This window comes from Pseudomonas sp. XWY-1 (genome assembly GCF_002953115.1).
Classification (GTDB): domain Bacteria; phylum Pseudomonadota; class Gammaproteobacteria; order Pseudomonadales; family Pseudomonadaceae; genus Aquipseudomonas; species Aquipseudomonas alloputida.
In genome coordinates, this window is the sequence record NZ_CP026332.1 from 5,211,646 (window position 1) to 5,237,806 (window position 26,161).

At 63.6% G+C, this 26,161-nt stretch carries 24 protein-coding genes; 17 read left to right on the forward strand and 7 right to left on the reverse strand.

What is annotated here, in order from left to right:
- The first annotated feature begins 107 nt into the window (after positions 1 to 107).
- From dusB to PRJ_RS24425, 6 genes are all read left to right on the forward strand, one after another.
- The gene (dusB, locus tag PRJ_RS24400) at positions 108 to 1,121 is read left to right on the forward strand and encodes a tRNA dihydrouridine synthase DusB (protein ID WP_003249695.1); all 1,014 of its coding nucleotides are present in this window, start codon (positions 108 to 110) and stop codon (positions 1,119 to 1,121) included.
- Positions 1,118 to 1,438, forward strand: a complete 321-nt coding sequence (gene fis, locus PRJ_RS24405; protein WP_012274390.1) for a DNA-binding transcriptional regulator Fis — start codon at positions 1,118 to 1,120, stop codon at positions 1,436 to 1,438. The genes dusB and fis overlap by 4 nt, the downstream gene beginning before the upstream one ends.
- Positions 1,439 to 1,519: 81 nt before the next feature.
- Complete coding sequence (gene purH, locus PRJ_RS24410) at positions 1,520 to 3,127, forward strand: bifunctional phosphoribosylaminoimidazolecarboxamide formyltransferase/IMP cyclohydrolase (RefSeq protein WP_003249687.1); 1,608 nt, start codon at positions 1,520 to 1,522, stop codon at positions 3,125 to 3,127.
- Between the two features lie 146 nt (positions 3,128 to 3,273).
- Positions 3,274 to 4,569 carry a phosphoribosylamine--glycine ligase gene (gene purD / locus PRJ_RS24415; RefSeq protein WP_003249685.1) on the forward strand — a complete coding sequence of 432 codons (1,296 nt, stop codon included), beginning with the start codon at positions 3,274 to 3,276 and terminating at the stop codon, positions 4,567 to 4,569.
- Between the two features lie 135 nt (positions 4,570 to 4,704).
- On the forward strand, positions 4,705 to 7,476 hold the full coding sequence (locus PRJ_RS24420; RefSeq protein WP_104962620.1) for a hybrid sensor histidine kinase/response regulator: 2,772 nt from the start codon (positions 4,705 to 4,707) through the stop codon (positions 7,474 to 7,476).
- A gap of 75 nt (positions 7,477 to 7,551) precedes the next feature.
- Complete coding sequence (locus PRJ_RS24425) at positions 7,552 to 8,148, forward strand: MarC family protein (RefSeq protein ID WP_104962621.1); 597 nt, start codon at positions 7,552 to 7,554, stop codon at positions 8,146 to 8,148.
- Here PRJ_RS24425 and PRJ_RS24430 read toward each other — a convergent pair.
- The 7 genes from PRJ_RS24430 to cobG all read right to left on the reverse strand — a co-directional run bounded on the left by PRJ_RS24430 (position 8,145) and on the right by cobG (position 14,653).
- Entirely contained in the window at positions 8,145 to 8,768 is a 624-nt protein-coding gene (locus PRJ_RS24430; protein WP_012053821.1) for a hypothetical protein, read from the reverse strand. The two genes, PRJ_RS24425 and PRJ_RS24430, sit on opposite strands and share 4 nt — an antisense overlap.
- The gene (locus PRJ_RS24435) at positions 8,765 to 9,454 is read right to left on the reverse strand and encodes a hypothetical protein (RefSeq protein WP_104962622.1); all 690 of its coding nucleotides are present in this window, start codon (positions 9,452 to 9,454) and stop codon (positions 8,765 to 8,767) included. The genes PRJ_RS24430 and PRJ_RS24435 overlap by 4 nt, the downstream gene beginning before the upstream one ends.
- A 59-nt stretch (positions 9,455 to 9,513) precedes the next feature.
- Positions 9,514 to 10,194: a hypothetical protein gene (locus tag PRJ_RS24440; RefSeq protein ID WP_012053823.1), complete on the reverse strand. Its 681-nt coding sequence runs from the start codon at positions 10,192 to 10,194 to the stop codon at positions 9,514 to 9,516.
- Between the two features lie 92 nt (positions 10,195 to 10,286).
- Positions 10,287 to 11,984 (reverse strand): precorrin-3B C(17)-methyltransferase, encoded by a 1,698-nt coding sequence (cobJ, locus tag PRJ_RS24445; protein WP_104962623.1) that lies wholly within the window; start codon positions 11,982 to 11,984, stop codon positions 10,287 to 10,289.
- Positions 11,972 to 12,706: a precorrin-2 C(20)-methyltransferase gene (locus tag PRJ_RS24450; protein ID WP_020191548.1), complete on the reverse strand. Its 735-nt coding sequence runs from the start codon at positions 12,704 to 12,706 to the stop codon at positions 11,972 to 11,974. The genes cobJ and PRJ_RS24450 overlap by 13 nt, the downstream gene beginning before the upstream one ends.
- Entirely contained in the window at positions 12,703 to 13,329 is a 627-nt protein-coding gene (locus PRJ_RS24455; protein ID WP_003249670.1) for a precorrin-8X methylmutase, read from the reverse strand. The genes PRJ_RS24450 and PRJ_RS24455 overlap by 4 nt, the downstream gene beginning before the upstream one ends.
- Positions 13,322 to 14,653, reverse strand: coding sequence for a precorrin-3B synthase (gene cobG / locus PRJ_RS24460; protein ID WP_177429903.1), 1,332 nt, complete (start codon positions 14,651 to 14,653; stop codon positions 13,322 to 13,324). Before cobG ends, PRJ_RS24455 begins: the two co-directional genes overlap by 8 nt.
- Positions 14,654 to 14,896: 243 nt before the next feature.
- Between cobG and cbiE the strand changes: the two genes are divergently transcribed.
- The 11 genes from cbiE (at position 14,897) to cycA (ending at position 26,120) form a co-directional block, all read left to right on the forward strand.
- Positions 14,897 to 16,108, forward strand: a complete 1,212-nt coding sequence (gene cbiE, locus PRJ_RS24465) for a precorrin-6y C5,15-methyltransferase (decarboxylating) subunit CbiE (protein WP_104962625.1) — start codon at positions 14,897 to 14,899, stop codon at positions 16,106 to 16,108.
- Positions 16,101 to 17,195, forward strand: coding sequence for a cobalt-precorrin-5B (C(1))-methyltransferase (locus tag PRJ_RS24470; RefSeq protein ID WP_104962626.1), 1,095 nt, complete (start codon positions 16,101 to 16,103; stop codon positions 17,193 to 17,195). Before cbiE ends, PRJ_RS24470 begins: the two co-directional genes overlap by 8 nt.
- A complete protein-coding gene (locus tag PRJ_RS24475) occupies positions 17,192 to 17,911 on the forward strand; it encodes a cobalt-precorrin-6A reductase (protein WP_104962627.1) in 720 nt (239 codons plus the stop codon). The genes PRJ_RS24470 and PRJ_RS24475 overlap by 4 nt, the downstream gene beginning before the upstream one ends.
- A 128-nt stretch (positions 17,912 to 18,039) precedes the next feature.
- Positions 18,040 to 18,477: an NfeD family protein gene (locus PRJ_RS24480; protein WP_049586722.1), complete on the forward strand. Its 438-nt coding sequence runs from the start codon at positions 18,040 to 18,042 to the stop codon at positions 18,475 to 18,477.
- Positions 18,478 to 18,503: 26 nt separating this feature from the next.
- Positions 18,504 to 19,358, forward strand: a complete 855-nt coding sequence (locus tag PRJ_RS24485; RefSeq protein WP_010955442.1) for an SPFH domain-containing protein — start codon at positions 18,504 to 18,506, stop codon at positions 19,356 to 19,358.
- Between the two features lie 218 nt (positions 19,359 to 19,576).
- The gene (locus tag PRJ_RS24490) at positions 19,577 to 19,966 is read left to right on the forward strand and encodes a DUF2946 domain-containing protein (RefSeq protein ID WP_010955443.1); all 390 of its coding nucleotides are present in this window, start codon (positions 19,577 to 19,579) and stop codon (positions 19,964 to 19,966) included.
- Between the two features lie 47 nt (positions 19,967 to 20,013).
- On the forward strand, positions 20,014 to 20,499 hold the full coding sequence (locus PRJ_RS24495; protein WP_003249653.1) for a copper chaperone PCu(A)C: 486 nt from the start codon (positions 20,014 to 20,016) through the stop codon (positions 20,497 to 20,499).
- A 22-nt stretch (positions 20,500 to 20,521) separates the two neighbouring features.
- A complete protein-coding gene (locus PRJ_RS24500) occupies positions 20,522 to 20,953 on the forward strand; it encodes a DUF2946 domain-containing protein (RefSeq protein WP_104962628.1) in 432 nt (143 codons plus the stop codon).
- 66 nt (positions 20,954 to 21,019) lie between these two features.
- Positions 21,020 to 23,086: a TonB-dependent copper receptor gene (locus PRJ_RS24505; RefSeq protein WP_104962629.1), complete on the forward strand. Its 2,067-nt coding sequence runs from the start codon at positions 21,020 to 21,022 to the stop codon at positions 23,084 to 23,086.
- Between the two features lie 55 nt (positions 23,087 to 23,141).
- Positions 23,142 to 24,509, forward strand: coding sequence for a PepSY domain-containing protein (locus PRJ_RS24510; protein WP_104962630.1), 1,368 nt, complete (start codon positions 23,142 to 23,144; stop codon positions 24,507 to 24,509).
- Between the two features lie 204 nt (positions 24,510 to 24,713).
- A complete protein-coding gene (cycA, locus tag PRJ_RS24520) occupies positions 24,714 to 26,120 on the forward strand; it encodes a D-serine/D-alanine/glycine transporter (protein WP_104962631.1) in 1,407 nt (468 codons plus the stop codon).
- Positions 26,121 to 26,161 lie beyond the last annotated feature (41 nt).

Genomic DNA, 26,161 nt, shown 5'->3' on the forward strand with positions numbered 1-26,161 from the left:
AACTGTTCAGATTTTATCCAAATCCATCTTTATCCAGTCATCGAGAGCGGGTATCATGCCAACCCTTTTTCGAACTCCAAGATTCGGCCCCACAACAGGGATCACCTATGTCGGCGGTACGCATCGGCCAATACACACTACGTAACAACCTGATCCTCGCGCCCATGGCCGGGGTCACGGACCAGCCTTTCCGTACACTTTGCCAGCGCCTGGGCGCCGGTATGGTGGTGTCGGAAATGGTTAGCAGCGACATGAGCCTGTGGAACAGCCGCAAGTCGAGCCTGCGCCGCATCCATGAAGGTGATCCCGAGCCACGCTCGGTGCAGATCGCCGGCGGCGATGCGCAGATGATGGCTGCGGCGGCAAAGGCCAATGTCGAGGCGGGTGCCCAGATCATCGATATCAACATGGGCTGTCCGGCAAAAAAAGTCTGCAACAAAGCCGCAGGCTCTGCTTTATTGAGAGATGAAGCCTTGGTCAGCGAGATCCTCCACGCCGTGGTCAGCGCCGTGGACGTACCGGTGACCCTGAAAATCCGCACCGGATGGGACCGGGCGAACAAGAACGGCCTGAACGTGGCGAAGATCGCCGAACAGGCTGGCATCCAGGCGCTGGCGGTGCATGGCCGCACACGTGCCGACCTGTACACCGGCGAAGCCGAGTACGACACCATCGCTGCCATCAAGCAGGCGGTGTCAATCCCGGTTTTTGCCAACGGCGATATCACCTCGCCAGAAAAGGCCCGGGCGGTGCTGGAAACCACCGGGGTCGATGGCCTGTTGATTGGCCGGGCTGCCCAGGGGCGGCCATGGATCTTTCGCGAGATCGAGCATTACCTGCGCACTGGCGAACATCTGCCAGCGCCGCAACTGGACGAAGTGGAACGCATCCTGCTGGAGCATCTGGCCGCGCTGCATGCCTTCTATGGCGATGTGATGGGCGTACGTATCGCCCGCAAGCACGTTGGCTGGTACCTGGCAACACGACCCGGCGGCAAGGAGTTTCGCGCCCGGTTCAACGCTTTGGAAGACACACAAGCGCAGTGCGCCAACGTTCGCGCGTTTTTCAGCGAACGTCGACAGAGCCTTGAGACAGAGGACGGACAAGGGGTGGCCGCATGACGATGATGACCGAGACATTTGTGAGTGGAACAACGCCCGTGAGCGACAACGCCAACCTGAAACAGCACCTCAACACGCCGAGCGAAGAGGGCCAGACCCTTCGCGACAGCGTCGAGAAGGCGCTGCACAACTACTTCGCCCACCTGGAAGGCGCGACCGTGACGGACGTGTACAACCTGGTGCTCTCCGAAGTCGAGGCGCCCCTGCTCGAAAGCGTGATGAACTACGTGAAGGGCAACCAGACCAAGGCCAGCGAGATGCTCGGGCTGAACCGAGGCACCCTGCGCAAGAAGCTCAAGCAGTACGACTTGTTGTAAGCCAGAATCCCATCCAGAAAAGGCGACTCCCTGAACAGAGGCGCCTTTTTTGCTGACTCCACCGCGTTATTGGAACCCGAAATGACCGACCAGACTACCCGCCTGCCAGTCCGCCGCGCCCTGATCAGCGTCTCCGACAAGACCGGTATCCTCGAATTCGCCCGTGAGCTGCAGCAGCTCGGTGTCGAGATCCTGTCCACCGGCGGCACCTACAAGCTGCTCAAGGACAACGGCGTAAACGCGGTGGAAGTGGCCGACTACACCGGCTTCGCCGAAATGATGGATGGCCGGGTCAAAACCCTGCACCCGAAGATCCACGGCGGTATCCTCGGCCGTCGTGGCACCGACGACGCCATCATGAACGAGCACGGCATCAAGCCGATCGACCTGGTTGCGGTCAACCTGTACCCGTTCGAAGCCACCATTTCCAAGCCAGGCTGTGACCTGCCGACCGCCATCGAGAACATCGACATCGGCGGCCCGACCATGGTCCGTTCGGCAGCCAAGAACCACAAGGACGTGGCCATCGTGGTCAACGCCAGCGACTACGCCGGCATCGTCGAAGGCCTCAAGGCCGGTGGCCTGACCTATGCCCAGCGCTTCGATCTGATGCTCAAGGCGTTCGAGCACACTGCCGCCTACGACGGCATGATCGCCAACTACATGGGCACCATCGACCAGGCCAAGGACACCCTGAGCACCGAGGCGCGCAGCGAATTCCCGCGCACCTTCAACAGCCAGTTCGTCAAGGCACAGGAAATGCGTTATGGCGAGAACCCGCACCAGAGCGCGGCGTTCTATGTAGAAGCCAAGAAAGGCGAAGCCAGCATTTCCACCGCTGTCCAGCTGCAAGGCAAGGAACTGTCATTCAACAACGTGGCCGACACTGACGCCGCGCTGGAATGCGTAAAGAGCTTCGTCAAGCCGGCCTGCGTCATCGTCAAGCACGCCAACCCGTGCGGCGTGGCGGTAGTACCGGAAGACGAAGGCGGCATCCGCAAAGCCTACGACCTGGCCTACGCGACCGACACCGAATCGGCGTTCGGCGGCATCATCGCATTCAACCGTGAACTGGACGGCGAAACCGCCAAGGCCATTGTCGACCGCCAGTTCGTCGAAGTGATCATCGCCCCGAAAATCTCCCAGGCCGCCCGCGACGTGGTGGCTGCCAAACAGAACGTACGCCTGCTGGAGTGCGGCGAGTGGCCAGCCGAGCGCGCTGCCGGTTGGGACTTCAAGCGCGTCAATGGCGGCCTGCTGGTGCAAAGCCGCGATATCGGCATGATCACCGCCGATGATCTGAAGATCGTCACCAAGCGTGCCCCGACCGAGCAAGAGATCCACGACCTGGTATTCGCCTGGAAAGTGGCCAAGTTCGTCAAGTCCAACGCCATTGTCTACGCCAAGCAGCGCCAGACCATCGGCGTCGGCGCCGGCCAGATGAGCCGCGTCAACTCCGCCCGCATCGCTGCAATCAAGGCCGAGCACGCTGGCCTGCAGGTGCAGGGCGCAGTCATGGCGTCGGATGCATTCTTCCCGTTCCGTGACGGCATCGACAATGCAGCTAAAGTGGGTATCAGCGCCGTGATCCAGCCGGGTGGTTCGATGCGTGATGCTGAAGTCATCGCTGCTGCCGACGAGGCCGGCATCGCGATGGTCTTCACTGGCATGCGCCACTTCCGCCACTAATTACGCGGATCCCGAGGCGAGTCGAGATCCTGTGGGAGCGGGCTTGCCCGCGAATACGATGGTGGATTCACCGCCGCATTCGCGGGCAAGCCCGCTCCCACAGTGTTCGGCGCAAGCCACGGGATCACTTGAATCGAGGTTTTGACATGAAAGTTTTGATCATCGGCAGCGGCGGCCGTGAGCACGCCCTGGCCTGGAAAGTCGCCCAGGACCCACGCGTCGAGAAAGTCTTCGTTGCCCCGGGCAACGCCGGTACCGCCATTGAAGCCAAGTGCGAGAACGTCGCCATCGACGTGTGCGCCCTGGAGCAACTGGCCGACTTCGCCGAGAAAAACGTCGACCTGACCATCGTCGGCCCGGAAGCACCGCTGGTTATCGGCGTGGTCGACCTGTTCCGCAGCCGCGGCCTGGACTGCTTCGGTCCAACCAAGGGCGCGGCCCAGCTGGAAGGCTCCAAGGCCTTCACCAAGGATTTCCTGGCGCGTCACAAGATCCCGACCGCCGACTACCAGAATTTCACCGAGATCGAGCCAGCGCTGGCCTACCTGCAGGAAAAAGGCGCGCCAATCGTGATCAAGGCCGACGGCCTGGCTGCGGGCAAGGGCGTAATCGTCGCCATGACCCTGGAAGAAGCCGAAGCCGCCGTGCGTGACATGCTGGCCGGTAACGCCTTCGGTGAAGCCGGTTCGCGTGTCGTGATCGAAGAGTTCCTCGACGGCGAGGAAGCCAGCTTCATCGTCATGGTCGACGGCCACAACGTGCTGCCCATGGCCACCAGCCAGGACCACAAGCGCGTCGGCGACCAGGACACCGGCCCGAACACGGGTGGCATGGGCGCCTACTCCCCTGCCCCGGTCGTTACCGCCGACGTGCACCAGCGCGTGATGGACCAGGTGATCTGGCCAACCGTGCGCGGCATGGCCGAGGAAGGCAACGTCTACACCGGCTTCCTCTACGCCGGCCTGATGATCGACAAGGCGGGCAACCCCAAGGTCATCGAGTTCAACTGCCGCTTCGGTGACCCGGAAACCCAGCCGGTCATGCTGCGCCTGGAGTCGAGCCTGGTCCTGCTGGTGGAAGCTGCATTCGCCAAGGCACTGGACAAGGTCGAAGCACAGTGGGACCCGCGCCCGAGCCTGGGCGTGGTCCTGGCAGCGGGCGGTTACCCGGGCGACTACGCCAAGGGTGATGTGATCAACGGCCTGGACGCTGCCGCCAAGATCGAAGGCAAGGTATTCCATGCCGGTACTGCGCTCAAGGATGGCAAGGTAACCACCAACGGCGGGCGCGTGCTGTGTGCCACCGCCATGGGCAGCACCGTTGCCGACGCGCAGCAGCAGGCTTACCGCCTGGCCAAGGAAGTCAGCTGGAACGGCAGCTTCTACCGTTCCGACATCGGCTATCGGGCCATCGCCCGCGAGCGCGGTGAGCACCAGCAGTAAGTACTACCGGTATGCCGTAGCGGTTTCAGCCTGCGGCATCCGGCTCGTCGACAGGGCCCGGAATGGGCCTTGCCTTCGACTTGGCGCGCCGCGCATAGTGAGTACCCGGCACATCGGCCAAGAAGGGATTTCGTAGTGCGTCGGCTTCGGATTGCCTCAGCTCTGATCGTCAGCTTGCTGACCCTGCTCTGCATGTTTCCGGCTGCGGCCGAACATGACGGTGGCTGGACCGTTCTGTTCGACGAACAGGCCAACCTGCAACTGAGCGATGTGCGCTCCGAGCGCTATCGCAACCAGTTCAGCCCACTGCCTCTCGCCGACCTTGATGCTGCCCCGGCTGGACAGGCCTTGTGGCTGCACTATCGTCTGGCACCAGGTGACCAGGAGCAACTGCTGCGGGTATTTGCCCCGGACCTTTCTGGCCTGGACCTCTACGCCCTCGAAGGCGAACAACTTCTGCGTCAGCTGCACCACGGGCGCCAGGCCGGCAATGCCAGCCCGACCCTGCGAGGCAGCGACCATGTATTGCCCCTGCCCAACAGCAGGCAACCGCTGGACATCTACTTGCGCCTGGCCTCAGAGCACCAGCTGCGTCCGGCCATCAGCCTTGAACCTGCGGCCGAGGCAGCTTCGGACCAACGCCAGCCGCTGCTGTTCGGCATGCTGTTCGGCGGCCTGATCATGCTGATCATGCACAACCTGATCCGCTTCCTCTACACCCGCTCCAGCACCACCCTGATCCTGGCGCTCTACCACGGCCTGATGCTGCTCAGCGGCCTGATCCTGCTGAACCTCAGCGGCCCTTGGTGGCATGTGTGGCACAGTGCGCAAACGCCTGCCGCCTATCTGACACTGGTCCTGGCCGGCCTGTCCGGGTTGTATTTCACCCAACATTTCTTTTCGCCGTGCAATTCGCCACGGCTTAACCGCCTGCTGCAGGGTGAGATGCTGATTGTCGGGCTCAGTGGCCTGGTGCTGCTGTTCGTCGATACCCTGCCATTGAACCTGATGACCTACGCCCTGATGGCGCTGGGCAGCGTGAGCATGCTGCTGGTCAGCAGCTACCACTGGTACAAGGGTTATGCGCCCGGACGCCTGTTCAGCCTGGCAATGGTGGTGTTCAACCTCGGAGGCCTGGTACTGCTGCCAGCCCTGCTGGGCCTGACACGCACCTCGACACCCTGGCTGCTGTGTATCCTGCTGGGCCTGACCGTGGTCAGTGGCCTGCTGCTCAACCTGGCGGTCAGTGAACGGCTGCGGCGCATAAGCGAGGAGCGTTTCAGCGCCAGCCGCGCGCTGGCCGCCAGCGATGCAGAAATCAACGCCAAAGCCGAGTTCCTGGCCAAGATCAGCCACGAAATCCGCACCCCGATGAACGGCGTGCTCGGCATGACTGAACTGCTGCTGGGCACACCGCTGTCGGTGAAGCAACGAGATTATGTGCAGACCATCCACAGCGCGGGCAACGAGCTGCTGACGCTGATCAACGAAATTCTGGACATTTCCAAGCTGGAATCCCGGCAGATCGAGCTGGATGACGTGCAGTTCGACCTTAACGCGCTGATCGAGGATTGCCTGAACATCTTCCGCGCCAAGGCCGAGCAACAGAACATCGAGCTGATCAGTTTCACCCAGCCACAAGTACCCCGGGTCATCAGCGGAGACCCGACGCGCCTGCGCCAGGCCTTGTCGAGCCTGCTGGAAAACGCCCTGAAAAACACCGACCAGGGCGAGATCCTGCTGGTGGTGGCGCTGGATCAACGCGGCGAGGTGCCACGCCTGCGTATCGCCGTGCAGGACAGCGGCGAGCCGTTGCCCGCCGCCGACCGTGAAGCCTTGCTGCAGGCTGAGTTGCACAGCCACCACTTCCTTTCCAGCAACAAGCTGGGCGGCCATCTGGGGCTGGTCATCGCCAAACAGCTGATCGGTCTGATGCAGGGCGAGTTCGGCATCAAGAGCAGCACCGGCATGGGCAACACCTTGTGGCTGACCTTGCCGCTGGACCCTTCCCGTCTGGAACAGCCACCGGCGGACCTCGACAGCCCGCTGCGCGATGCCCGCGTGCTGGTGGTCGACGACAACGACACGTGCCGCAAGGTGCTTGTACAGCAGTGCAGCGCCTGGGGCATGAACGTCAGCGCGGTGCCGTCAGGCAAGGAGGCTCTGGCCCTTTTGCGCACCAAGGCACACCTGCGCGACTACTTCGACGCGGTGCTGCTGGACCAGAACATGCCCGGCATGACCGGCATGCAGCTGGCCGCCAAGATCAAGGAAGACCCGAGCCTGAACCACGACATCCTGGTGGTGATGCTCACCGGCATCAGCAATGCGCCGAGCAAAGTCATCGCGCGCAACGCCGGGGTCAAGCGAATACTGGCCAAACCGGTGGCCGGTTATACATTGAAGACCACCCTGGCCGAGGAGCTGGCCCAGCGCGGCCGCGAACAGGCGATGCCTGCCAGCCTGCCTGGCATCCCGCAGGCGCTGGACCTGCCAGGCGACTTCCGCGTGCTGGTCGCCGAAGACAACAGCATCTCGACCAAGGTGATCCGCAGCATGCTCGGCAAGCTCAACCTCAAGCCCGATACCGCCTGCAATGGCGAAGAGGCCTTGCAGGCAATGAAAGCGCAGCATTATGACCTGGTGTTGATGGACTGCGAGATGCCGATACTGGACGGTTTCTCGGCCACCCAGCAGTTGCGGGCCTGGGAAGCAGAAAACCAGCGCCAGCGCACGCCGGTGGTGGCACTGACAGCGCACATACTCGCCGAACACAAGGAGCGTGCGCGGCTGGCAGGCATGGACGGACACATGGCCAAGCCGGTGGAGTTGTCGCAGTTGCGTGAGCTGATTCAATACTGGGCCAATCACCGGGAAGCCAAGGTGGACCCGGCACATACGTCCTGACCGATATCCAATGCTCTTGCAGGAGCGGCCTCGCGACACAAGGCCGCGCCGGCATAAACCCAAGGAACACTGCTCATGCTCCATGAGTTGTTCAGCGTCTACCTGAAAATGCTCGTGCTCTACAGCCCGTTCTTCGTGCTGTCGTGTTTCATCAGCCTGACCCGTGGCCACTCCAGCAAGGAGCGCAAGCAACTGGCCTGGAAGGTCGCGTTCGCAGCCTTGGTCGCCAGCGTGACGCTCTACCTGTTCGGGCGCGCGATCTTCGGAATTTTCGGCATCACCGCCGATGCCTTCCGCATCGGTGCCGGCAGCGTGCTATTCATTTCGGCCCTGGGCATGGCCCAGGGCAAGCCGGCGGTACAGGCCGACAACGTGCAGCAGGATGTGACCATCGTACCGCTGACCATTCCGCTGACCGTTGGCCCCGGTACCATCGGTGCCCTGCTGGTGATGGGGGTGAGCCAGCCGCACTGGGATGAAAAACTGCTGGCCATCGTCAGCATTGCCCTGGCCAGTTTCACTGTCGGCCTAGTGCTTTACCTGTCCCACGGTATCGAGCGAATCCTGGGCGACCAGGGCCTGCAGATCGTCAGCCGTTTGATGGGGCTGTTCGTCTGTGCCCTGGCGGCGCAGATCATTTTTACAGGGATCAAAGGGTACCTGGTGCCTTAGATGGCATAGTCATGAATGCGCGCCAGGGATACCTTGACGACGCTTTCCTGCACTTTTGGCATTACGCTGTTCTCGAAGGCCAGAATATTGAACCGGACCAGCTCCGCACGCACATTCTTGTAACTGCGCTTGCGGCTGATGAACCCTGCACTGAAAACAGACTGCTTGTCCGTTTCGTGGTAAATCACCATGTCGACACGGTTATTACCGGCCGGCGCACAGGCCAACACTTGAAAGTGCTGCATCTCGAATGCCTTTTTCTCAAGTTCCTTCAGCACCGACGGCTTGGTCAGCAACGCTTGAATGGACACTTTGACCGACGATGCAAAGCTGTCCCCGGCAGTTTTGGACAGGGTCTGCAGCACCTGATCCGTCTGTTGCGTACGCGTCTTGTCCGGCCAATGGATCTGCTCAGCCGTCACCGCATCCCACCCCATGAATTTGAGTTGGTTACGGTAATAAGCGAACCAGTCTTTAATCAGCCCCTCTTTGAAAGCGGCCTCGGTGGCTCTTTCGGCCATTGCCAAGGCCAGCTTCACCTTGTTTTTCTGCGCGGCGTCGACGCCCGGCAAGAACGAAACAATCCCAGCGCCGATCACGGCAGACGTGGCTTCACTCATGATGCTGCTCCTGTAGGTTGTGCGTAAGGGTCGAACCGGTAAACGGCCTGTGCATCCTTGGTTTCCATCAAGGCCTGCAATTCATCACGCTGGCGTTGGAAGCGTCCTTCATCCAATGCCAGGGAAACGCCGTTGAACTCGGCCTCGCCCTCAAGTACTTGTTCGCCCAGAAATGTCTCCAGCGAAACTAGCGAGAGTGGCTTGTCGATTTGCAGCGAGATGCTGCACAAGTCCAGCGCCGGGCCCGGCTTGAGTACGCCAAGTTCGATGACCAGGGTGGAGCACTGCGCCTGATCATGCGCGCAGAAACTCAGCAAGTGCCGGAAGCCTTCAGCAGACTGGCCAAGGCCCGTCTTTATCGCCGCCAGCACGGCCTCATGGCGAAGCGAACGCATCTTCAGCCACGCTTCAAGTGGCTGTATATGCGCGTTGCGCACAGGTCGCCCCAACGGTTTCAGGTCATGAGTACTGGCCAGCTTGATCCAGCCCAGTTGGCGGTAGGCCTCCCGATACGCGGCATACCAGTTTTCATAATTGTCCACGCGTGAACCGGCGTGCTTGTTGGCTACCAACTGCGCGTACAGGACTGAATCGAAAGCGGCCTGGCGTTGTGCCTCGACTGCGCCTGGCGAATACAGCAATGCTGTTCCGCCAATCAACATCAGTTGCTCATCTGCTCTATCCATCGTGTTACCTCGTCACAAAGAACCGAACAAGGCGGCGTTGCGACTACGCCGCCGAGCAATCAGATGTCGTACTCGAGCACGTTCTCGACACTGCGCACGCCGAGTTTGTTTTCTACGGTTTCGCGGACTTTGTCGTAGACAAAGTTATTGAGGGTGAGCACTGCCGTGCCGGCGTAGTAAGCGGACCTGTCCAGCTTCCACTGGATGCCGAGCACATCGTCGTCCAGTGCTGGGGCAGATGCCTGGATGCAGCTCACCACCATGACCACATCGTTTTTTGAGGTTTCAATGCAGGAGGCCAGGCCGACCAGGCCCCTGGCTTTGTTCTTGCGCTTGTGGTGGAGCACCTTGGCGTCGTTTTCGACTGTGGTCATTTTGTCAAACGCCCGCTTTGCCACTTCACCCAGCTTGGTGCCGCCCAGCATCGCATTGCCGACCACACCTATCGCGCGGATGGCCACGGCGCCTACGGTGACGGACAGTTCCACCGAGGTTTCAAGTTCGAAGGTACGGCGTGGGATGGTAAAGCCAAGGTCTCGCATGACATCGATGAATTTGTCGTACCACTCTCGGCTCTGCTTTTCGGCGTCAAAAGCTTTGTCGGCGACCAACGTGGCGAAGTGGAAGGCATTCTTCACATCATGACGGCTTTGCGCAGACATGCCCGCGCCGAAGGCAAGCAGGTTGCCGTCTACCAGGATGGCGGCATCGGTGGTGGTGATTTGGGTTGCATCGGACATTGGAAACTCCTTGATGGTTGCCCCTTGAGTCAAGGGCAATCACCTTAGCCAGCGCGCTGGCCACAAAGCGCGCTGAAGAGTTTCCGACGCAACTAGTTGGCGGTGGGGTACCAACGCGGCGTGTAGGCCCACACCCCACCCGACAGGCGAGGGAATACACAGGTTGTAGAGGAGCCAACCAGAACCATGGTGCGCATATCGACCATTTCCGGCAGCAGCTCGGCCAAGGTGACTACCTTAAGCGTCTGCCCCGGCCTACCGATGTCACGGCCTAGGACTACAGGCGTGTTCCCGTCACGATGTCGGCGCACAACCTCCAGGGCCACACCGAGCTGGTGCGGCCTGGCCTTGGAGATCGGGTTGTAGAAGGCCAGCACCAGGTCGGCCTGGGCAGCCAGGTCCAGGCGCTTTTCAATGATCGACCAGGGCTTGAGGTTGTCCGACAGCGACATCACGCAGAAGTCATGCCCCAGCGGTGCACCTGCCTGGGCGGCGGTTGCCAGCGAGGCTGATACCCCCGGCAAGATCTGCAGGTCAACGCGATGCCAAGTGGGGTCGCTGGATTCGTGCAATGCTTCGAGCACCGCAGCGGCCATGGCGAAAACGCCCGGGTCGCCCGACGAGACCACCACCACCGAACGGCCTTGGGCCGCCAGTTCGAAGGCATGTCGGGCGCGCTGCATCTCTTCGCGGTTGTCGGTGCAGTGCAGCACCTGGTCGCTGCGGAACGGGCCAGCCATGCGCACGTAAGTTTCGTAACCGAGCACATCTTCGGCCTGCGCAAGTTCGGCCTTGACCGCCGGCACCATCAGTTCCGCCGCACCTGGGCCAAGGCCGATGACCGCCAGGCGACCGCGACGGCGGCCGACCTGCGCTACGTCGACCGGGGCAGGCGCCACCGCGACCACGACTTCTCCAAGCGCTATCAACTCGCTATCGGGCACCGCCGCAGCGACCATGCTGGCCACATCGCCTGGGCGGGTGGCGAAGCGCAAGGGGACACCCAGGGCCTGCGCAGCTTCGTGCAACGCGCTGTCGGCCATGGTTCGCTCGTCTGCCAGCACGCAGGCTACCGAGGGCTCGGCGATGCCGGCCTGCTGCAGGGCTGCGCGAATACTGTGCAGATTGCCACCTGCAACGCCCACCACCACCAGGCGCGGGTGGATCAGCAGCTCGTCGCGGTTGGCCGGGCGCGCCTGATGCCCCACATGGATGGTGCGCTGCGCCGCTTCGCTGGCGGGCAACTGCGCCAGCTGCAGCCACGGGGCGTTACCTTCGATGCGCACAGACTCACCCGCCAGCAGGTCGGATACAAAGCGCTTGCCTTGCTCGATGTCGGCCAATGCATAGCCCTGCGGCGGGTTCAGCAGGCAAGTCCCGAAGCGCAGCTCGCCACTGGTGGTGATGGCAGCGGAAACGCCCAGCGCGTCAGCGATTTCGCGCGCCATCACGTTCACCCCACCGAGGCCGCCGAGCAACGGCACTACCGCGCTACCATCCTCGGCCACGGCCAGGACCGGCGGCTCGCTGCCCTTCTCGCTGAGCAGGCTGGCCAGACTGCGGATGACGATACCCGCGGCGCACAACGCGATGATCGGCGTGTCTTGCTGGTACAACCCGCGCAGGGTATCGCCAAACGACGCGTACGACTGGTCCGCACCCTCGACACGCCCCTCGAGGCCATGGATCGTGGCCTGTGGATAACAGGCCTGGATACGCTGCGCCGTCGCCAGGCTGCCCGGCCCAAGAATGATGATCGCCGGCGCCTTGTGCATGTTCAGCCCTGCCATTTTTCCCCCGGCACGATTATCAGCGAGAAGTAGGGTGACGACTGCGGGTCGACCTGGTCCAGCGGCACGATCTTCTGGTTGGCCATGGTCGCCCGTTCCACATACAGCGCACGCCCGTCCAGGCCCAGTTCGGCCAGCACTTCGCGCACCTTGGGGAAGTTGCGCCCAAGTTTCATGATCACCGCTGCATCGGCGTCGGCCAGACGGCGCTTGAGCTCTTGAGCGGGCAACACACCGGACAACACCGAAAGGCTCTGGTTGCGGTACACCAGCGGCGCCCCCAGCACCGAAGCGCCACCGAGCATGGAGCAGACACCGGGAATCACTTCTGCCTCGTAGCGCTGCGCCAGGCGGTCATGCAAGTACATGTAGGAGCCATAGAAGAACGGGTCGCCTTCGCAAATCACCGCCACGTCGCGGCCGGCATCCAGGTGCTCGGCCACCTGTACGCTGGCTTCGTCGTAGAAGTCGCTGATCACTTGCTCATAGGACAGCGGCGCCGGCAGCACTTCGGTGGTGACCGGGTAGACCAGCGGCAGCAGGGTCTGCTCGGGCTGCAGGTGCGCCTCGATAATGCCGAAGGCATTGCCACGCTTGCCCTTGGCCACGAAGTAGCCGACCACCGGCGCCTCACGCAACAGGCGCAGGGCCTTGAGGGTAATCAGTTCAGGATCGCCAGGGCCCACGCCCAGGCCAAGCAGTCGTCCGCGCGGCGCCATCATTCCACCTCCGTGGCCAGGGCGTTGACCGCCGCGGCGGCCATCGCGCTACCGCCCAGGCGGCCTTGCATGATCACGAACGGCACGCCACGGCTGTCGGCGGCGAGCATGGCCTTGGACTCGGCAGCGCCGACGAAACCGACCGGGAAACCGAGGATCAGCGCCGGCTTGGGCGCACCGGCGTCGAGCATTTCCAACAGGTAGAACAGCGCAGTAGGGGCATTGCCGATGACCACCACGCTGCCCTCCAGGTAAGGGCGCCACAGTTCCAGGGCTACGGCGGAGCGTGTGTTGCCGGCGTCTTTGGCCAGGCCCGGCACGCTGGGGTCACGCAGGGTGCAGATGACTTTGTTGTCAGCTGGCAGGCGGGCCCGGGTGATGCCTTCGGCCACCATGTGCGCATCGCACAGGATCGGCGCGCCGTTGAGCAGCGCCTCTCGCCCGGCCCGGCCGGCACCGTCGGAGAACTGCAGGCCATCGATGGCGTCGACCATGCCACAGGCGTGGATCACGCGCACGGCGAGCTTTTCAAGGTCTGCGGGGATCCGCTCGAGTCGGGCTTCCTCGCGGATGATCCGGAAGGAATTGCGATAGATCTCCTGACCATCGCGGATGTAGTCAATCATCAAGGTGCTCCGTCGGCAGGTCGAGCATGGCGCCTGCTTCATTCAAGGTAAGGTCGGTGGCGCGCAGGGCACCGAAACCCGGCTGGCGCGCATCACGCAGGTACAGGTCGTAACGGCCCGGCGAACGGGCCAGCAAGGTGGCCGGGGCAACATGGGCCACGGCGCAGGAACGGGGGCAGCCGGACAGGTGCACGCTGGCCGGCACGCCAGGGCCCAGCAGCGCGGCCAGGACAACGGCGTCGGCCTTGGTCTCGGCAAGGGCCTTGGCGCAGCCGCTGGCACCGGTGCAGCCGCTGATACGCGCCAGGGGTTCACGGTCGTGGCACAGCAACCCCAGCGCAGACAGCTCGGCCAGGGCCTGATCGATGTGCTGCGCTTGCAGGTTGGTCAGCACCAGGCTTTGCCAGGGGCTAAGGCGCATACTGGCATCGCCCAGTTCACGGGCAATACGTGCGGCGCCACGCAGCATCGCGGGGGTCAGGCGGCCTTGCGGTGGGGCAACGCCAAGGGCAACACCCTGCGCCTGGGGCAACCTGCCCAACCACGAGGCGCGGTGCTGTTCACGCCGCCATGTGAGCACGGCGGCATCGCAGCGGATGTCCAGGCCGAGCCCAGCGACAAAATCAGCTGGCGGGTACACCTCAAGCAGCTGGCGCATGCGCGTCTGCGTCGGGGATGCCAGATCGAGGAAGCGCTCCAGCACGGCGCGCACCAGCATCAGGCCCTGCGTCAGCGGCACCGCACCAAGCGCCTGGCCCTCTGCCGGGCACCCTGCCAGGCCAAACGCCAGCCAGGTCTGCTGGTCCAGGTGCAGGGGCGACAGCCACAGGTCATGGGGGTGTTCGAGCATCGCCAGGCGCTCGCCTGCATCCAGCTGCACAGCGAACTTGGCCGACAGCTGGTGAAAGCGCGGGGTGCCTTCCAACAGGTCGAGGATCTGCCCGGCCAGCGGCCTGGCGTCCAGCAGCATGAGCGGGTCATGCCCGGCCAGTGGGCTGAGCATCACGTTGCGCACATCGTCACCCGCGGCATCGCGTGGTCCCAGGCCGGCTGCGAGCAGTGCCTCGACCAAAGCGCGATGCTCGCTGCCAATGCCGCGAATCTGCAGGTTGCCACGGTTGGTGGCCTCGATCACGCCGCCAGCAAAACGCTCCGCCGCCGCCGCCACGGCTTCAGCCTGCTCGGCCAGCAGCAGGCCACCCGGCAGCTTGATGCGGCAGATACCGCCATCACGGGCACTGACGATGCGCCACAACCCCGGGCAGGCCGAGGGACGAGGGATGACAGTGGGGGCTTCGGCCTGGGTCAATGGGGTGTCCGGCAATCTGTGAAAGTGCGCTTGAGTGTAGAAGGCGCGGTATTATGCCTGCTTTGTCCGGCGGCATGAAAAGCCGGTGGTCGAGCATCCTCGGCGATCAAGTAGAAATTCAGGACCGCGTCGCCTTCTTCGAGGGCTCGCCCGCTCCCACAGGATCACTGCAGGCTGCACATGCTGCACTGTACCTGTAGGAGCGGGCTTGCCCGCGAAGGGGCGCGAAGCGGCCCCAAAAATGGCGGATTGAAATACATGACACCCTGGCTGACAGTAGTAGGCATCGGCGAAGACGGCTTCAGCGGCCTGGGCAAACAGGCCCGGCGCGCCCTGATGGGCGCTGTCCGGGTCTTCGGCAGCCCGCGCCAGCTGGCCTTGCTGCCACGTTGCGTGACCGCTGAACAGTTGGCCTGGCCCAGCCCGTTCTCGCTGGCCCCGGTGCTGGCCCTTCGCGGCGAGCCGGTGTGCGTGCTGGCCAGCGGTGATCCTATGTTCTACGGCGTCGGCGCCAGCCTGGCACGCCAGGTGCCTGCTGCAGAAATGCGCGTGTTGTCGCTGCCCTCTTCCTGCGCCCTGGCCGCTGCCCGCCTGGGCTGGCCGCTGCAGGACCTGCAGGTGGTGTCGCTGGTGGCCCGCCCCCTGGCAGCGCTCAATGCCCACTTGTACAGCGGCATGCGCCTGCTGGTGCTGAGCAACGATGGCGACAGTCCGGCGGCAATTGCCGCGCAACTGCGCGAGCACGGCTTCGGCCCTAGCCGCCTGCAGGTGTTCGAGCACCTGGGGGGCGTGGACGAACGTGCACTGGCCGGCACCGCCCAAGACTGGCCGCACACTGGTATCGCGGCGCTCAACCTGGTAGCCATCGAATGCCTGGCTACGCCCGATGCGCCCCGCCTGCACCGGCTGGCCGGGCTGCCAGACGCCGCATACCGGCACGATGGCCAGTTGACCAAGCGTGATGTCCGCGCCATCACCCTGGCGCGCCTGGCACCGCAGCCTGGCGAACTGTTGTGGGATGTGGGCGCGGGCTGCGGCTCGATCGGCATCGAATGGATGCGCGCCCACCCGGCATGCCGCGCCTTGGCCATCGAGGCCGACGAAGGCCGCCAGGGTTTGATCGAGCACAATCGCGATGCACTGGGTGTACCCGGCCTGCAACTGATTCGCGGCAAGGCGCCAGCGGCGCTGCAAGGCCTGGAACAACCGGATGCGATCTTCATCGGAGGCGGCGTAACCCGCACAGGTGTACTGGACCTGTGCTGGGCAAGCCTGCGCCCCGGCGGCCGCCTGGTGGCCAACGCCGTCACCCTGCAAAGCGAACTGGCCCTGGCACATTTTCGCGAACAGCACGGTGGTGAGCTGACCCGTATCCATGTCGCTCATGCCCAGCCCTTGGGTGCGTTCGACACTTGGCGCCAGGCTCTGCCGATCACCCTTCTCGAAGTACTGAAACCCGCCGATGCGTGAAGAAACCCGCGAACAGCCCGCGCCTCTGCGCAGCGGCCTTACCACCGGCAGCTGCGCCACCGCCACCAGCCTGGCAGCGGCCAAGCTGCTGCTCACCGGGCAGCGTGACGATGCGGTGGACATCACCCTGCCCAAAGGCAAGGTCGTGCAGATGCGCCTGGAATTCTGCCGCCTGATCGGCGAGTGCGCCGAAGCCGGCACCCTCAAGGATGCGGGTGACGACCCGGACGTGACCCACGGTGCCCTGGTCTATTGCCAGGTGCGCCTGCTGGCGGAACCTGGCATTGGTTTTGTAGCAGGCAGCGGCGTGGGCACGGTGACCCGGCCGGGGCTGGTGCTGGCTGTGGGTGAACCGGCCATCAACCCGGTGCCTCGGCGCATGATCAGTGAACACCTGCAACACCTGGCCGACGCGTGTGGCTACCTTGGCGGCTTCGAGGTCACGGTCAATGTGCAAGGTGGCGAGCAGCTGGCCCTGAAAACCATGAACCCGCGTCTGGGCATTCTCGGTGGGCTGTCGATCCTCGGCACCAGCGGCATCGTGCGGCCGTTCTCCTGCGCGGCCTACATTGCCTCGATCCACCAAGGCATCGACGTGGCCCACACCAATGGCTACACGCACATAGCCGCGTGCACCGGCAATGCCAGCGAAGACACCATGCGCCGCGTCTACAGTCTGCCGGAAATCGCCCTGATCGAAATGGGCGATTTCGTCGGCGCGGTGCTCAAGCACCTGCGCAAGGTACCGGTGCCGCGCCTGACCCTGTGCGGCGGCTTCGGCAAGATCAGCAAACTGGCCGCCGGGCACATGGACCTGCACAGCCGTCACTCCAGCATCGACTTGCCGCAACTGGCAGGTTGGGCCGCAGACATTGGCGCTGACGAGGCGTTGCAGGCTGCCATCAGCGGCGCCAACACCAGCCAGCAAGCGCTCGCCCTGGCTCATGCGGCCGGCATTGCCCTGGGTGACGCGGTGTGTGCCCACGCCCTGGCCTTCGCCCGTAGCGTCGTGCCGGCGCAGGTGCACGTGGAAGTGTTCGCCATCGACCGCCAAGGCGGCATCGTCGGCCAGGCGGGTGTGCAATGACTGCGCGCATCCTGTTGCTGGGAGGTGTCACTGAAGCCCTGGCTATCGCCCGCCGGCTCGGGCCTCGACATGTCTACAGCCTGGCCGGTATCGGCCGCGTGCCCCAGGGCTTGCAATGCCAGGTGCGGGTCGGCGGCTATGGCGGCGTCGAGGGCCTGACCCGTTACCTGCGCGAAGCGGGCATCACCCTGCTGATCGACGCCACACATCCCTATGCCGCGCAAATCAGCCGCAATGCCGCCAGCGCCGCACGCAACGCCAGCATCCCGTGCTGGGCCTTGCGCCGCCCCGCCTGGCAGGCGCAAGCGGGGGACGACTGGCGTGAAGTCGAGGATTGGGCAGGGTTGATCGAAGCACTGAAGCCGTTCCGCAGGCCACTGTTCACGCTGGGGCGCGAGCCGCTGCAGCACCTGGACGAGATTCCGCCGGAGCAGTTCTGGACCTTGCGTGCGCTGGAGGCGTGCCCTGGCAACGAGCGCTGTGAAGTGATTGGCGCACGTGGGCCGTTCCATATCGAGGATGAGCGAGTGTTGTTCCAGCGCCGCCACATCGATGTGCTGATCAGCAAGAACAGCGGCAGTGTGGCGACCGAGCCGAAGCTGGAAGTGGCGCGGGAGCTTGGCGTGCCGGTGCTTGTCCTGAAACGTCCGACGCTGCCGGAGGTGGACAGGGCATTCGACTCACTGACGGATCTGGCCACAGCGCTCGCCCTTTAGGCGCTGCCCTTTCGCGACACAAAGGCACTCCTACAAGGATTTCAGACTTTTCTTCCAACCAACCCAGTGGCCCGTTGCCGATCTGCTGCCTTAAACTCGACGCCCCTCCCCCGGAAGGTTTCACCCATATGGAAATGCAATGGTGGATCTGGCTGGTCTTCGGCATTGCGCTGATCCTGCTTGAACTGGTCCTCCCAACGTTCTTCATACTCTGGTTCGGCATCGGCGCCGTGCTGGTCTCGCTTATCTCGCTCGCCGCACCCAGCCTGCAACTGGACATGCAGGTCCTGCTGTGGGTACTGCTGTCGTCGGCCACCACCGTGCTGTGGTTCAAAGTGTTCCGGCGCAAGCAGCCGGATGTGCGCTGGACCGCCGACAGCGTGATCGGCGAAGTGGGCCTGCTGACCGCTCCCGTGTCGGAGTTCCAGAAAGGCCGCGTACGCTTCCAGAAGCCGATCCTCGGCAACGAAGAGTGGACCTGCGTCGCCGATAGCCAGATCGCCGCCGGCGAGCGGGTACGCCTGACCGCCATCGAGGGGAACACCGCCCGCGTTATCCGGGCCTGAATCCGCATTAAAAGGAATTTTGCAGCATGACCAGCCTCATCGTCGTCGGCGCCATCGCCCTGTTCGTCCTGATCACCGTGTTCAAGGGGGTGCGCATCGTGCCCCAGGGCGAGGAGTGGATCGTCGAACGCCTGGGTCGCTACCACAGCACCCTCAAGCCGGGCCTGAACATTGTCATCCCCTACATGGACGTGGTCGCCTACCGCCTGCCGACCAAGGACATCATCCTCGATGTGCAGCAGCAGGAAATCATCACCAAGGACAACGCGGTAATCGTCGCCAACGCCCTGTGTTTCGCCAAGGTAGTCGACCCGCAGAAAGCCTCGTATGGCGTGCAGGACTTCTCGTTCGCCGTCACCAGCCTGACCATGACCTCGCTGCGCGCCATCGTCGGTGCAATGGACCTCGACGAGGCGCTGTCCAGCCGCGAGCAGATCAAGGCCCGCCTGCGCGATGCAATGTCCGAGCAGACCGAAGACTGGGGCGTGACGGTGCGCTCGGTGGAGATTCAAGACATCAAACCTTCGGAAAACATGCAACTGGCCATGGAACGCCAGGCCGCGGCCGAACGTGAGCGCAAGGCCGACGTTACCCGCGCCGAAGGGGCCAAGCAGGCGGCGATCCTCGAAGCAGAGGCGCGCCTGCAGGCGGCCAGGCTGGATGCCGAGGCACAGATCAGCCTGGCCGAGGCCTCGGCGCGGTCGATTTCGCTGGTGAAGGAAGCGGTGGGCAACGAGACCGTACCGGCGATGTACCTATTGGGCGAACGCTATGTGGGCGCGATGGAGAACCTGGCGGGGAGCAGCAATGCCAAAGTGGTGGTGTTGCCGGCTGACCTGCAAGAAACCGTGCGCGGGTTGATGGGCCGCAACAAGATTTGAGAGTGTCGGGGGCGCTTTGCGCCCCTATCGCGACACAAGGCCCCACAGGACAGCGCAGTATTCGAGGCTGCCGCAATTCTGTGGGAGCGGCCTTGTGTCGCGATGGGCTGCACAGCAGCCCCCATTACCAGACCACCTGCGTCACTTCACCGCACCCCGGCATTTTTACCTATACTCCGCCGTACAATAGCCACCACGATTCCTGACCGGATCTCTCCATGCCCCCACGTCGGCACATTGCCTGGATAGCCTGCCTTGCAGTGCTGTTCAACCTGCTGGCCATGCCGCTGTCTTCTGCTGCGCCCAAGGGCACGGCCGAGCAGCTGCTGTGGGGGGCTTTCTGTTCCAGCATGGCCAACAAGGCCAACGTCGACGTTCAGGCCCTGGCCAAGATCGACCTCGGCCCGCAAAGTGACGACAGCGTCGGCATGATGAACTGCTGGTGCTGCTCCGGTGCCGTGCCGCTGCTGGCCCTGCCCGGCTACCCGCCACAGTTGCACAACCCGCCGACACTGCTCAGCGGGCTGCTGCCGCCACCTGCCAAGTACACACCCACGCCCCGCCAGCTCTGGCCTGGGCTAAACCCTCGTGCCTCTCCGCTAGCCTGAGTTCATCATGCTGTCTGCCTGAACCAGAATTGAAACGGAGATTCACCATGCTCAAGCACGCCCTCGTCATGGCCGCCCTGCTGCTGCCTGGCGCCTTTGCCAATGCCCACGAATACAGCGTGGGTGACCTGCACATTGCCCACCCGTGGTCGCTGCAGTTGCCACCCAACGCGCCTAACGTCGCCGCGTATTTCGTGGTGCACAATAATGGCCAGGCTGATGACCGCCTGCTCAGCGTCGACAGCCCCATCAGCGATGACGCGCAACTTCACGAGCATGCCATGAGCGCCACTGGCGCCATGAAGATGCAACAGGTGCCCAGCGTGGTAGTGCCTGCCGGCAAGGACCTGACCTTTGCCCCCGGTGCCTACCATGTGATGCTGATGCAGCCCAAGGACCGCAGCCTGCTCAGCGACGGCAAACGCTTCCCGTTGACCCTGCACTTCGAAAAGGCCGGCGACATCACCGTCGAAGTGGCCGTGCAGAAGCAGGCGCCTGCGGACCAGCCGCAAGCCCACGAACACGCGCACTGATACCTGCTGACAGGCACGCGCCATGAGCCTGCCGCGCCACAGCATCGGCCGTACCATCCGCCCTGACCTCAGGCGCGCCGGTGGCGGATGGCTGAGCCTGTTCGCCATGTGGATGATCTTCATCGGCCCGCTGATTTCCCAGTCGATGCCGATGGACCACCACGCGGGCATGAACATGCCGATGAACATGCCGATGGCGGCTGCCCATCAGCATGGCGGCGACGCCCATCACGGCCACGGCAGCGATGGCCAGTTGCATGTGATGTGGGAAAAGTGCGGTTACTGCAGCCTGTTGTTCAACTGCCCGGCCCTGCCCCAGGCCCTCAGCCCGCTCAGCGCCGGCAGCATCGTCCCCACCACCCACCTGCTTGCGCCAACGCACCAGGGCCATGCCCGGCAGGCTGTATTCCCTGGTGCGCGCAGCCGCGCCCCGCCTTCTTCGATCAACGTCTGAAACCACATTTTGCGCACGAAGCCAGGAGGCTTCGCGCTAACTCATGACTGATCGACTGGAATCATTATGTCCGGCTGCACCCCTGTTTTTGCCTTGTCCCTGCGTGGGACCATCGCCGCCCTGTGCGGCTCGCTGCTCGCGCCCATGGCCCTGGCTGCCGACCCTGGCCATGAAGACCATGTGCACGACGCACCCGAGTTGAGCCCGACGGTGATCACCGCCGTGGCCCCGAGTTCGCCGCTGACTGTGGTCACCAACCCGAAAGACCCGCGCCAGCCAGTGCCGGCCAGCGACGGCGCCGACTACCTGAAGACCATCCCCGGCTTCTCGGCAATCCGTGCCGGCGGTACCAACGGCGACCCGGTATTGCGCGGCATGTTCGGCTCGCGTCTGAACATCCTCACCAACGGAGGCCTGATGCTTGGGGCCTGCCCCAATCGCATGGACGCGCCCACGTCCTATATTTCGCCAGAAACCTATGACCGCCTGACCGTGATCAAAGGCCCGCAGAGCGTCATCTGGGGCCCCGGCGGCTCGGCAGGCACCATCCTCTTCGAGCGCGAACCGGAGAAATTCGGCACCCTCGGCAGCCGCGTCAACGCAAGCCTGCTGGCCGGCTCCAACGGCCGCTTCGACAAGGTGCTGGATGCCGCGGCCGGCAACAGTCAGGCCTACGCCCGCTTCGTCGGCAACCAGTCACGTTCGGATGACTACCACGACGGCAACAACGACACCGTGCCGTCGCGCTGGGACAAGTGGAACGGCGATGTCGCTCTCGGTTGGACTCCCGACCAGGACACCTTGCTGGAGCTGACTGCCGGCAAGGGTGATGGCGAAGCCCGCTACGCCGGGCGCGGCATGGACGGCTCGCAGTTCAAGCGCGAAAGCCTGGGCCTGCGCTTTGAGAAGTCCAACCTCGGCGAGGTGCTCGACAAGGTCGAGGCGCAGGTCTACTACAACTACGCCGACCATGTGATGGACAACTACAGCCTGCGCACGCCGTCGGGTAGCGGAATGATGGGCATGCCGATGGTCAGCAACGTCGACCGCCGCACCATGGGTGCACGCATCAAAGCCACCTGGCGCTGGGCCGACGTGCAGCTGATCAGCGGCATCGACGCGCAAACCAATGAACATCGACAGCGTGGCGGTATGGGTGTGGACGCACATAAGGGCCAGGCCTGGACCAAGGACGCCGACTTCCACAACTACGGCGCCTTCAGCGAACTGACCTGGTACGTCAGCGGTGAGGACCGCTTGATTACCGGCGCCCGTCTGGACCGCGCCTCGGCGCGCGACTTCCGCAAAACCAGCGCCACCGAAGGCGACACCCGCGCCGATACCCTGCCAAGCGGCTTCATCCGTTACGAGCACGACCTGGCGGCCATCCCGGCCACCACCTACATCGGCCTCGGCCATGCCCAGCGCTTCCCCGACTACTGGGAGCTGTTCTCACCCAAGCTGGCACCACCCGGCTCGGCCAATGCCTTCGACGGCATCAAGCCAGAAAAAACCACCCAGCTCGACTTCGGCATCCAGTACCGCACTGAACGCCTGGAGGCCTGGGCTTCGGGCTATGTCGGGCAGATTCGCGACTACATCCTGTTCGACTATCGCACTGGCATGATGGGCATGAGCACCTCGCAGGCGCAGAACATCGATGCCCGCATCATGGGTGGCGAACTGGGCGCCGCCTACCAGCTGACTGAAAACTGGAAGGCCGACGCCACGCTTGCCTACGCTTGGGGCAAGAACAGCAGCGATGGCAAAGCGCTACCTCAAATGCCTCCCCTGGAAAGCCGCATGGGCCTGACGTACAGCCGCGATGTGTGGAGCGTCGGCGCACTGTGGCGGCTGGTGGCGGCGCAAAACCGCATTGCCGAAAACCAAGGGAACGTCGTTGGCAAGGACTACGACAAGAGCGCCGGCTTCGGCGTGTTCTCCCTGAACGGCGCCTACAAGGTGAACAACAACCTCAAGCTCAGCGCAGGGGTCGACAACCTGTTCGACAAAACCTACGCCGAGCACTTGAACCTGGCCGGGAACGCCGGGTTTGGCTACCCGGCTACAGATCCACAGCCGGTCAACGAGCCAGGCAGGACCTTCTGGACCAAGGTCGACTTCAGCTTCTGACAACAACGGGCGCAGCTTCGGTTGCGCCCCTCAGCTGGTCAAAAAGGAGGTTCCCATGAGAGGAACACGCGTCTCATTCTATAACCTGGCCTGGCGTTGGCATTTCTATGCAGGGCTGTTCGTGGCCCCGTTCATGATCCTGCTGGCAATCACCGGCATCATCTACCTGTTCAAGCCCCAGCTCGACCCGCTGCTGTACCGCGACCTGATGGTGGTCGAGGCCGGCCAGCACCGGCAGGGCGCAGACACGATGCTGGCTGAAGTGCGCCAGGCCTACCCAAAGGGCCACATCGCCCAGTACTTGCCGCCACTGAACGCCGAGCGCAGTGCGCAGTTCGTGGTGCATGACGGCGGGCGCGAACTGAACGTGTTCGTCGACCCATACAGCGGCAAGGTCCTCGGCGAACAGGACGGCAAGCAGAACCTGCAAGCCATCGCCCGCGCCCTGCATGGCGAGCTGATGGTCGGCACGGTCGGTGACCGGCTGGTGGAACTGGCTGCGGGCTGGGGCATCGTGCTGGTGGTATCGGGCCTGTACCTGTGGTGGCCGCGCGGGCGCAGTGGCGCTGGCGTGCTTTGGCCGCGGCTGTCGGCGCGCGGCCGGCTGTTCTGGCGTGACCTGCACGCGGTAACCGGTTTCTGGGGTTCGGCCTTGCTGTTGTTGATGCTGGTCAGCGGCATGACCTGGACCGGCTTGTGGGGCAAGCAGTACGCTGATTTGTGGAACCGCTTCCCGGCAGCCATGTGGAACGACGTGCCCAAGTCGGACCAGCAGGCGCGTGAGTTGAACAGCGCACACCGCCAGACCGTGCCCTGGGCCATGGAAAACACGCCGATGCCACAGTCCGGTGCACACGCCGAGCACGCCGGGCACCACATGATGTCGGACATGCCCGCAGCGCCCCAGGTGAGCGTGCAGCAGGTCGAAGACATTGCCACTTCGCGTCAGGTCGAGCCGGGCTACAGCATTACCCTGCCCACCACTGCCGACGGGGTGTTCACCATTGCCGTGTTCGCCGACGACCCGCGCAACGACGCCACCCTGCATGTCGACCAATACACCGGCAAGGTTCTGGCCGATGTGCGCTGGCACGACTACAGCCCGGTCGCCCGCGCCACCGAGCTGGGCGTGATGCTGCACGAAGGCAAGATGTTCGGGGCGCTGAACCAGATCATCATCCTGCTGGTGTGCCTGATGATTCTGCTGGGGTCGGTGAGTGGGCTGGTGATGTGGTGGAAGCGCCGGCCTGAAGGCGGCCTGGGCGTACCGCCTCTGCGTCATGACCTGCCACGCTGGAAGGCGGCGGTGGCCGTGATGCTGGTGCTGGGGGTGATGTTCCCGCTGGTGGGGGTGTCGATGGTGGTGATGTGGGGAGTGGATAGTTTGGTGGTGAGGCACCGCCGGGTCTTGGCCAGCGCTTGAGCCTTGTGTTGCCTGTGCTGGCCTCTTCGCGGGTAAACCCGCTCCTACAGGGGACCGCGTTGCCTTTGTAGGAGCGGGTTTACCCGCGAAGAGGCCGGTACAGGCGAAATGCTGAGCCGAAAATGCAGAGTCGATCTGTCGCGCCCCGATCTGGAACGCGCGTGTTAGCCTAGCCGGCTACCTCTGACAAGAAGACTGCAGCCTATGACGCAAACCTCACCCATAGCGACAGATGAACCGCACCTGCAACGCAACCTGACCAACCGCCACATCCAGCTGATCGCCATCGGCGGCGCGATCGGTACCGGTCTGTTCATGGGCTCAGGCAAGACCATCAGCCTGGCCGGGCCATCGATCATCTTCGTCTACATGATTATCGGCTTCATGCTGTTCTTCGTCATGCGCGCCATGGGCGAACTGCTGCTGTCGAACCTGAACTACAAATCGTTCATCGACTTTTCCGCCGACCTGCTCGGCCCCTGGGCCGGCTACTTTACTGGCTGGACCTACTGGTTCTGCTGGGTGGTCACCGGCATTGCCGACGTAGTCGCGATCGCCGCCTACACGCAGTTCTGGTTCCCCGACCTGCCGCAGTGGATACCGGCGCTGACCTGCGTAGGGCTGCTGCTGTCGCTGAACCTGGTCACCGTGAAAATGTTCGGCGAACTGGAGTTCTGGTTCGCCCTGGTCAAGATCGTTGCCATCCTCGGCCTGGTCGCTACCGGCCTGTACATGGTCATCACCGGCTTCACCTCGCCCAGCGGGCGCACCGCCCAGCTGGCCAACCTGTGGAATGACGGCGGCATGTTCCCCCATGGCCTGATGGGCTTCTTCGCCGGTTTCCAGATCGCCGTGTTCGCCTTCGTCGGCATCGAGCTGGTGGGTACCACCGCCGCCGAAGCGAAGAACCCGGAACGCACCCTGCCGCGGGCGATCAATTCGATCCCGGTCCGTATCATCGTGTTCTATGTGCTGGCGCTGATCGCGATCATGGCCGTGACCCCGTGGCGCGATGTGGTGCCCGGCAAAAGCCCGTTCGTTGAGTTGTTCGTGCTGGCAGGCCTGCCGGCGGCGGCAAGCATCATCAACTTCGTGGTGCTGACCTCGGCGGCTTCGTCGGCCAACAGCGGCGTGTTCTCCACCAGCCGAATGCTCTACGGCCTGTCGCAGGAAGGTGACGCGCCCAAGGCCTTCGAAAAGCTGTCGAGCCGTTCGGTGCCGGCCAACGGCCTGTATTTCTCGTGTACCTGCCTGTTGCTCGGTGCGGTGCTGATCTACCTGGTGCCAAACGTGGTCGAGGCATTCACCCTGGTCACCACCGTGTCGGCGGTACTGTTCATGTTCGTGTGGACGCTGATCCTGCTGTCATACCTGAAGTACCGCAAAGACCGCGCGGGGCTGCATCAGGCGTCGAACTACAAGATGCCGGGCGGGCGCTTCATGTGCTACGTGTGCCTGTCGTTCTTTGCGTTCATCCTGGTGTTGCTGAGCCTGGAAGCGGATACGCGTTCAGCACTGGTAGTGACACCGATCTGGTTTGTCGTGCTGGCGGTGACCTACCAGCTCGTACGCAGCAGGCGCCATCCCCGCACGGCTGTGCATAACGGCTGATCGCCTCGGGGGCTGTTCCCACGAAGGCAACGGTGTACGCC

Bases quoted from the DNA above. Each gene is read 5' to 3' on its own strand.
- dusB (WP_003249695.1), top strand. From the start codon at position 108: ATGTCGGCGGTACGCATCGGCCAATACACACTACGTAACAACCTGATC.
- fis (WP_012274390.1), top strand. From the start codon at position 1,118: ATGACGATGATGACCGAGACATTTGTGAGTGGAACAACGCCCGTGAGC.
- purH (WP_003249687.1), top strand. From the start codon at position 1,520: ATGACCGACCAGACTACCCGCCTGCCAGTCCGCCGCGCCCTGATCAGC.
- purD (WP_003249685.1), top strand. From the start codon at position 3,274: ATGAAAGTTTTGATCATCGGCAGCGGCGGCCGTGAGCACGCCCTGGCC.
- PRJ_RS24425 (WP_104962621.1), top strand. From the start codon at position 7,552: ATGCTCCATGAGTTGTTCAGCGTCTACCTGAAAATGCTCGTGCTCTAC.
- PRJ_RS24430 (WP_012053821.1), bottom strand. From the start codon at position 8,768: ATGAGTGAAGCCACGTCTGCCGTGATCGGCGCTGGGATTGTTTCGTTC.
- PRJ_RS24435 (WP_104962622.1), bottom strand. From the start codon at position 9,454: ATGGATAGAGCAGATGAGCAACTGATGTTGATTGGCGGAACAGCATTG.
- PRJ_RS24440 (WP_012053823.1), bottom strand. From the start codon at position 10,194: ATGTCCGATGCAACCCAAATCACCACCACCGATGCCGCCATCCTGGTA.
- cobJ (WP_104962623.1), bottom strand. From the start codon at position 11,984: ATGGCAGGGCTGAACATGCACAAGGCGCCGGCGATCATCATTCTTGGG.
- PRJ_RS24450 (WP_020191548.1), bottom strand. From the start codon at position 12,706: ATGATGGCGCCGCGCGGACGACTGCTTGGCCTGGGCGTGGGCCCTGGC.
- PRJ_RS24455 (WP_003249670.1), bottom strand. From the start codon at position 13,329: ATGATTGACTACATCCGCGATGGTCAGGAGATCTATCGCAATTCCTTC.
- cbiE (WP_104962625.1), top strand. From the start codon at position 14,897: ATGACACCCTGGCTGACAGTAGTAGGCATCGGCGAAGACGGCTTCAGC.
- PRJ_RS24470 (WP_104962626.1), top strand. From the start codon at position 16,101: ATGCGTGAAGAAACCCGCGAACAGCCCGCGCCTCTGCGCAGCGGCCTT.
- PRJ_RS24475 (WP_104962627.1), top strand. From the start codon at position 17,192: ATGACTGCGCGCATCCTGTTGCTGGGAGGTGTCACTGAAGCCCTGGCT.
- PRJ_RS24480 (WP_049586722.1), top strand. From the start codon at position 18,040: ATGGAAATGCAATGGTGGATCTGGCTGGTCTTCGGCATTGCGCTGATC.
- PRJ_RS24485 (WP_010955442.1), top strand. From the start codon at position 18,504: ATGACCAGCCTCATCGTCGTCGGCGCCATCGCCCTGTTCGTCCTGATC.
- PRJ_RS24490 (WP_010955443.1), top strand. From the start codon at position 19,577: ATGCCCCCACGTCGGCACATTGCCTGGATAGCCTGCCTTGCAGTGCTG.
- PRJ_RS24495 (WP_003249653.1), top strand. From the start codon at position 20,014: ATGCTCAAGCACGCCCTCGTCATGGCCGCCCTGCTGCTGCCTGGCGCC.
- PRJ_RS24500 (WP_104962628.1), top strand. From the start codon at position 20,522: ATGAGCCTGCCGCGCCACAGCATCGGCCGTACCATCCGCCCTGACCTC.
- PRJ_RS24505 (WP_104962629.1), top strand. From the start codon at position 21,020: ATGTCCGGCTGCACCCCTGTTTTTGCCTTGTCCCTGCGTGGGACCATC.
- PRJ_RS24510 (WP_104962630.1), top strand. From the start codon at position 23,142: ATGAGAGGAACACGCGTCTCATTCTATAACCTGGCCTGGCGTTGGCAT.
- cycA (WP_104962631.1), top strand. From the start codon at position 24,714: ATGACGCAAACCTCACCCATAGCGACAGATGAACCGCACCTGCAACGC.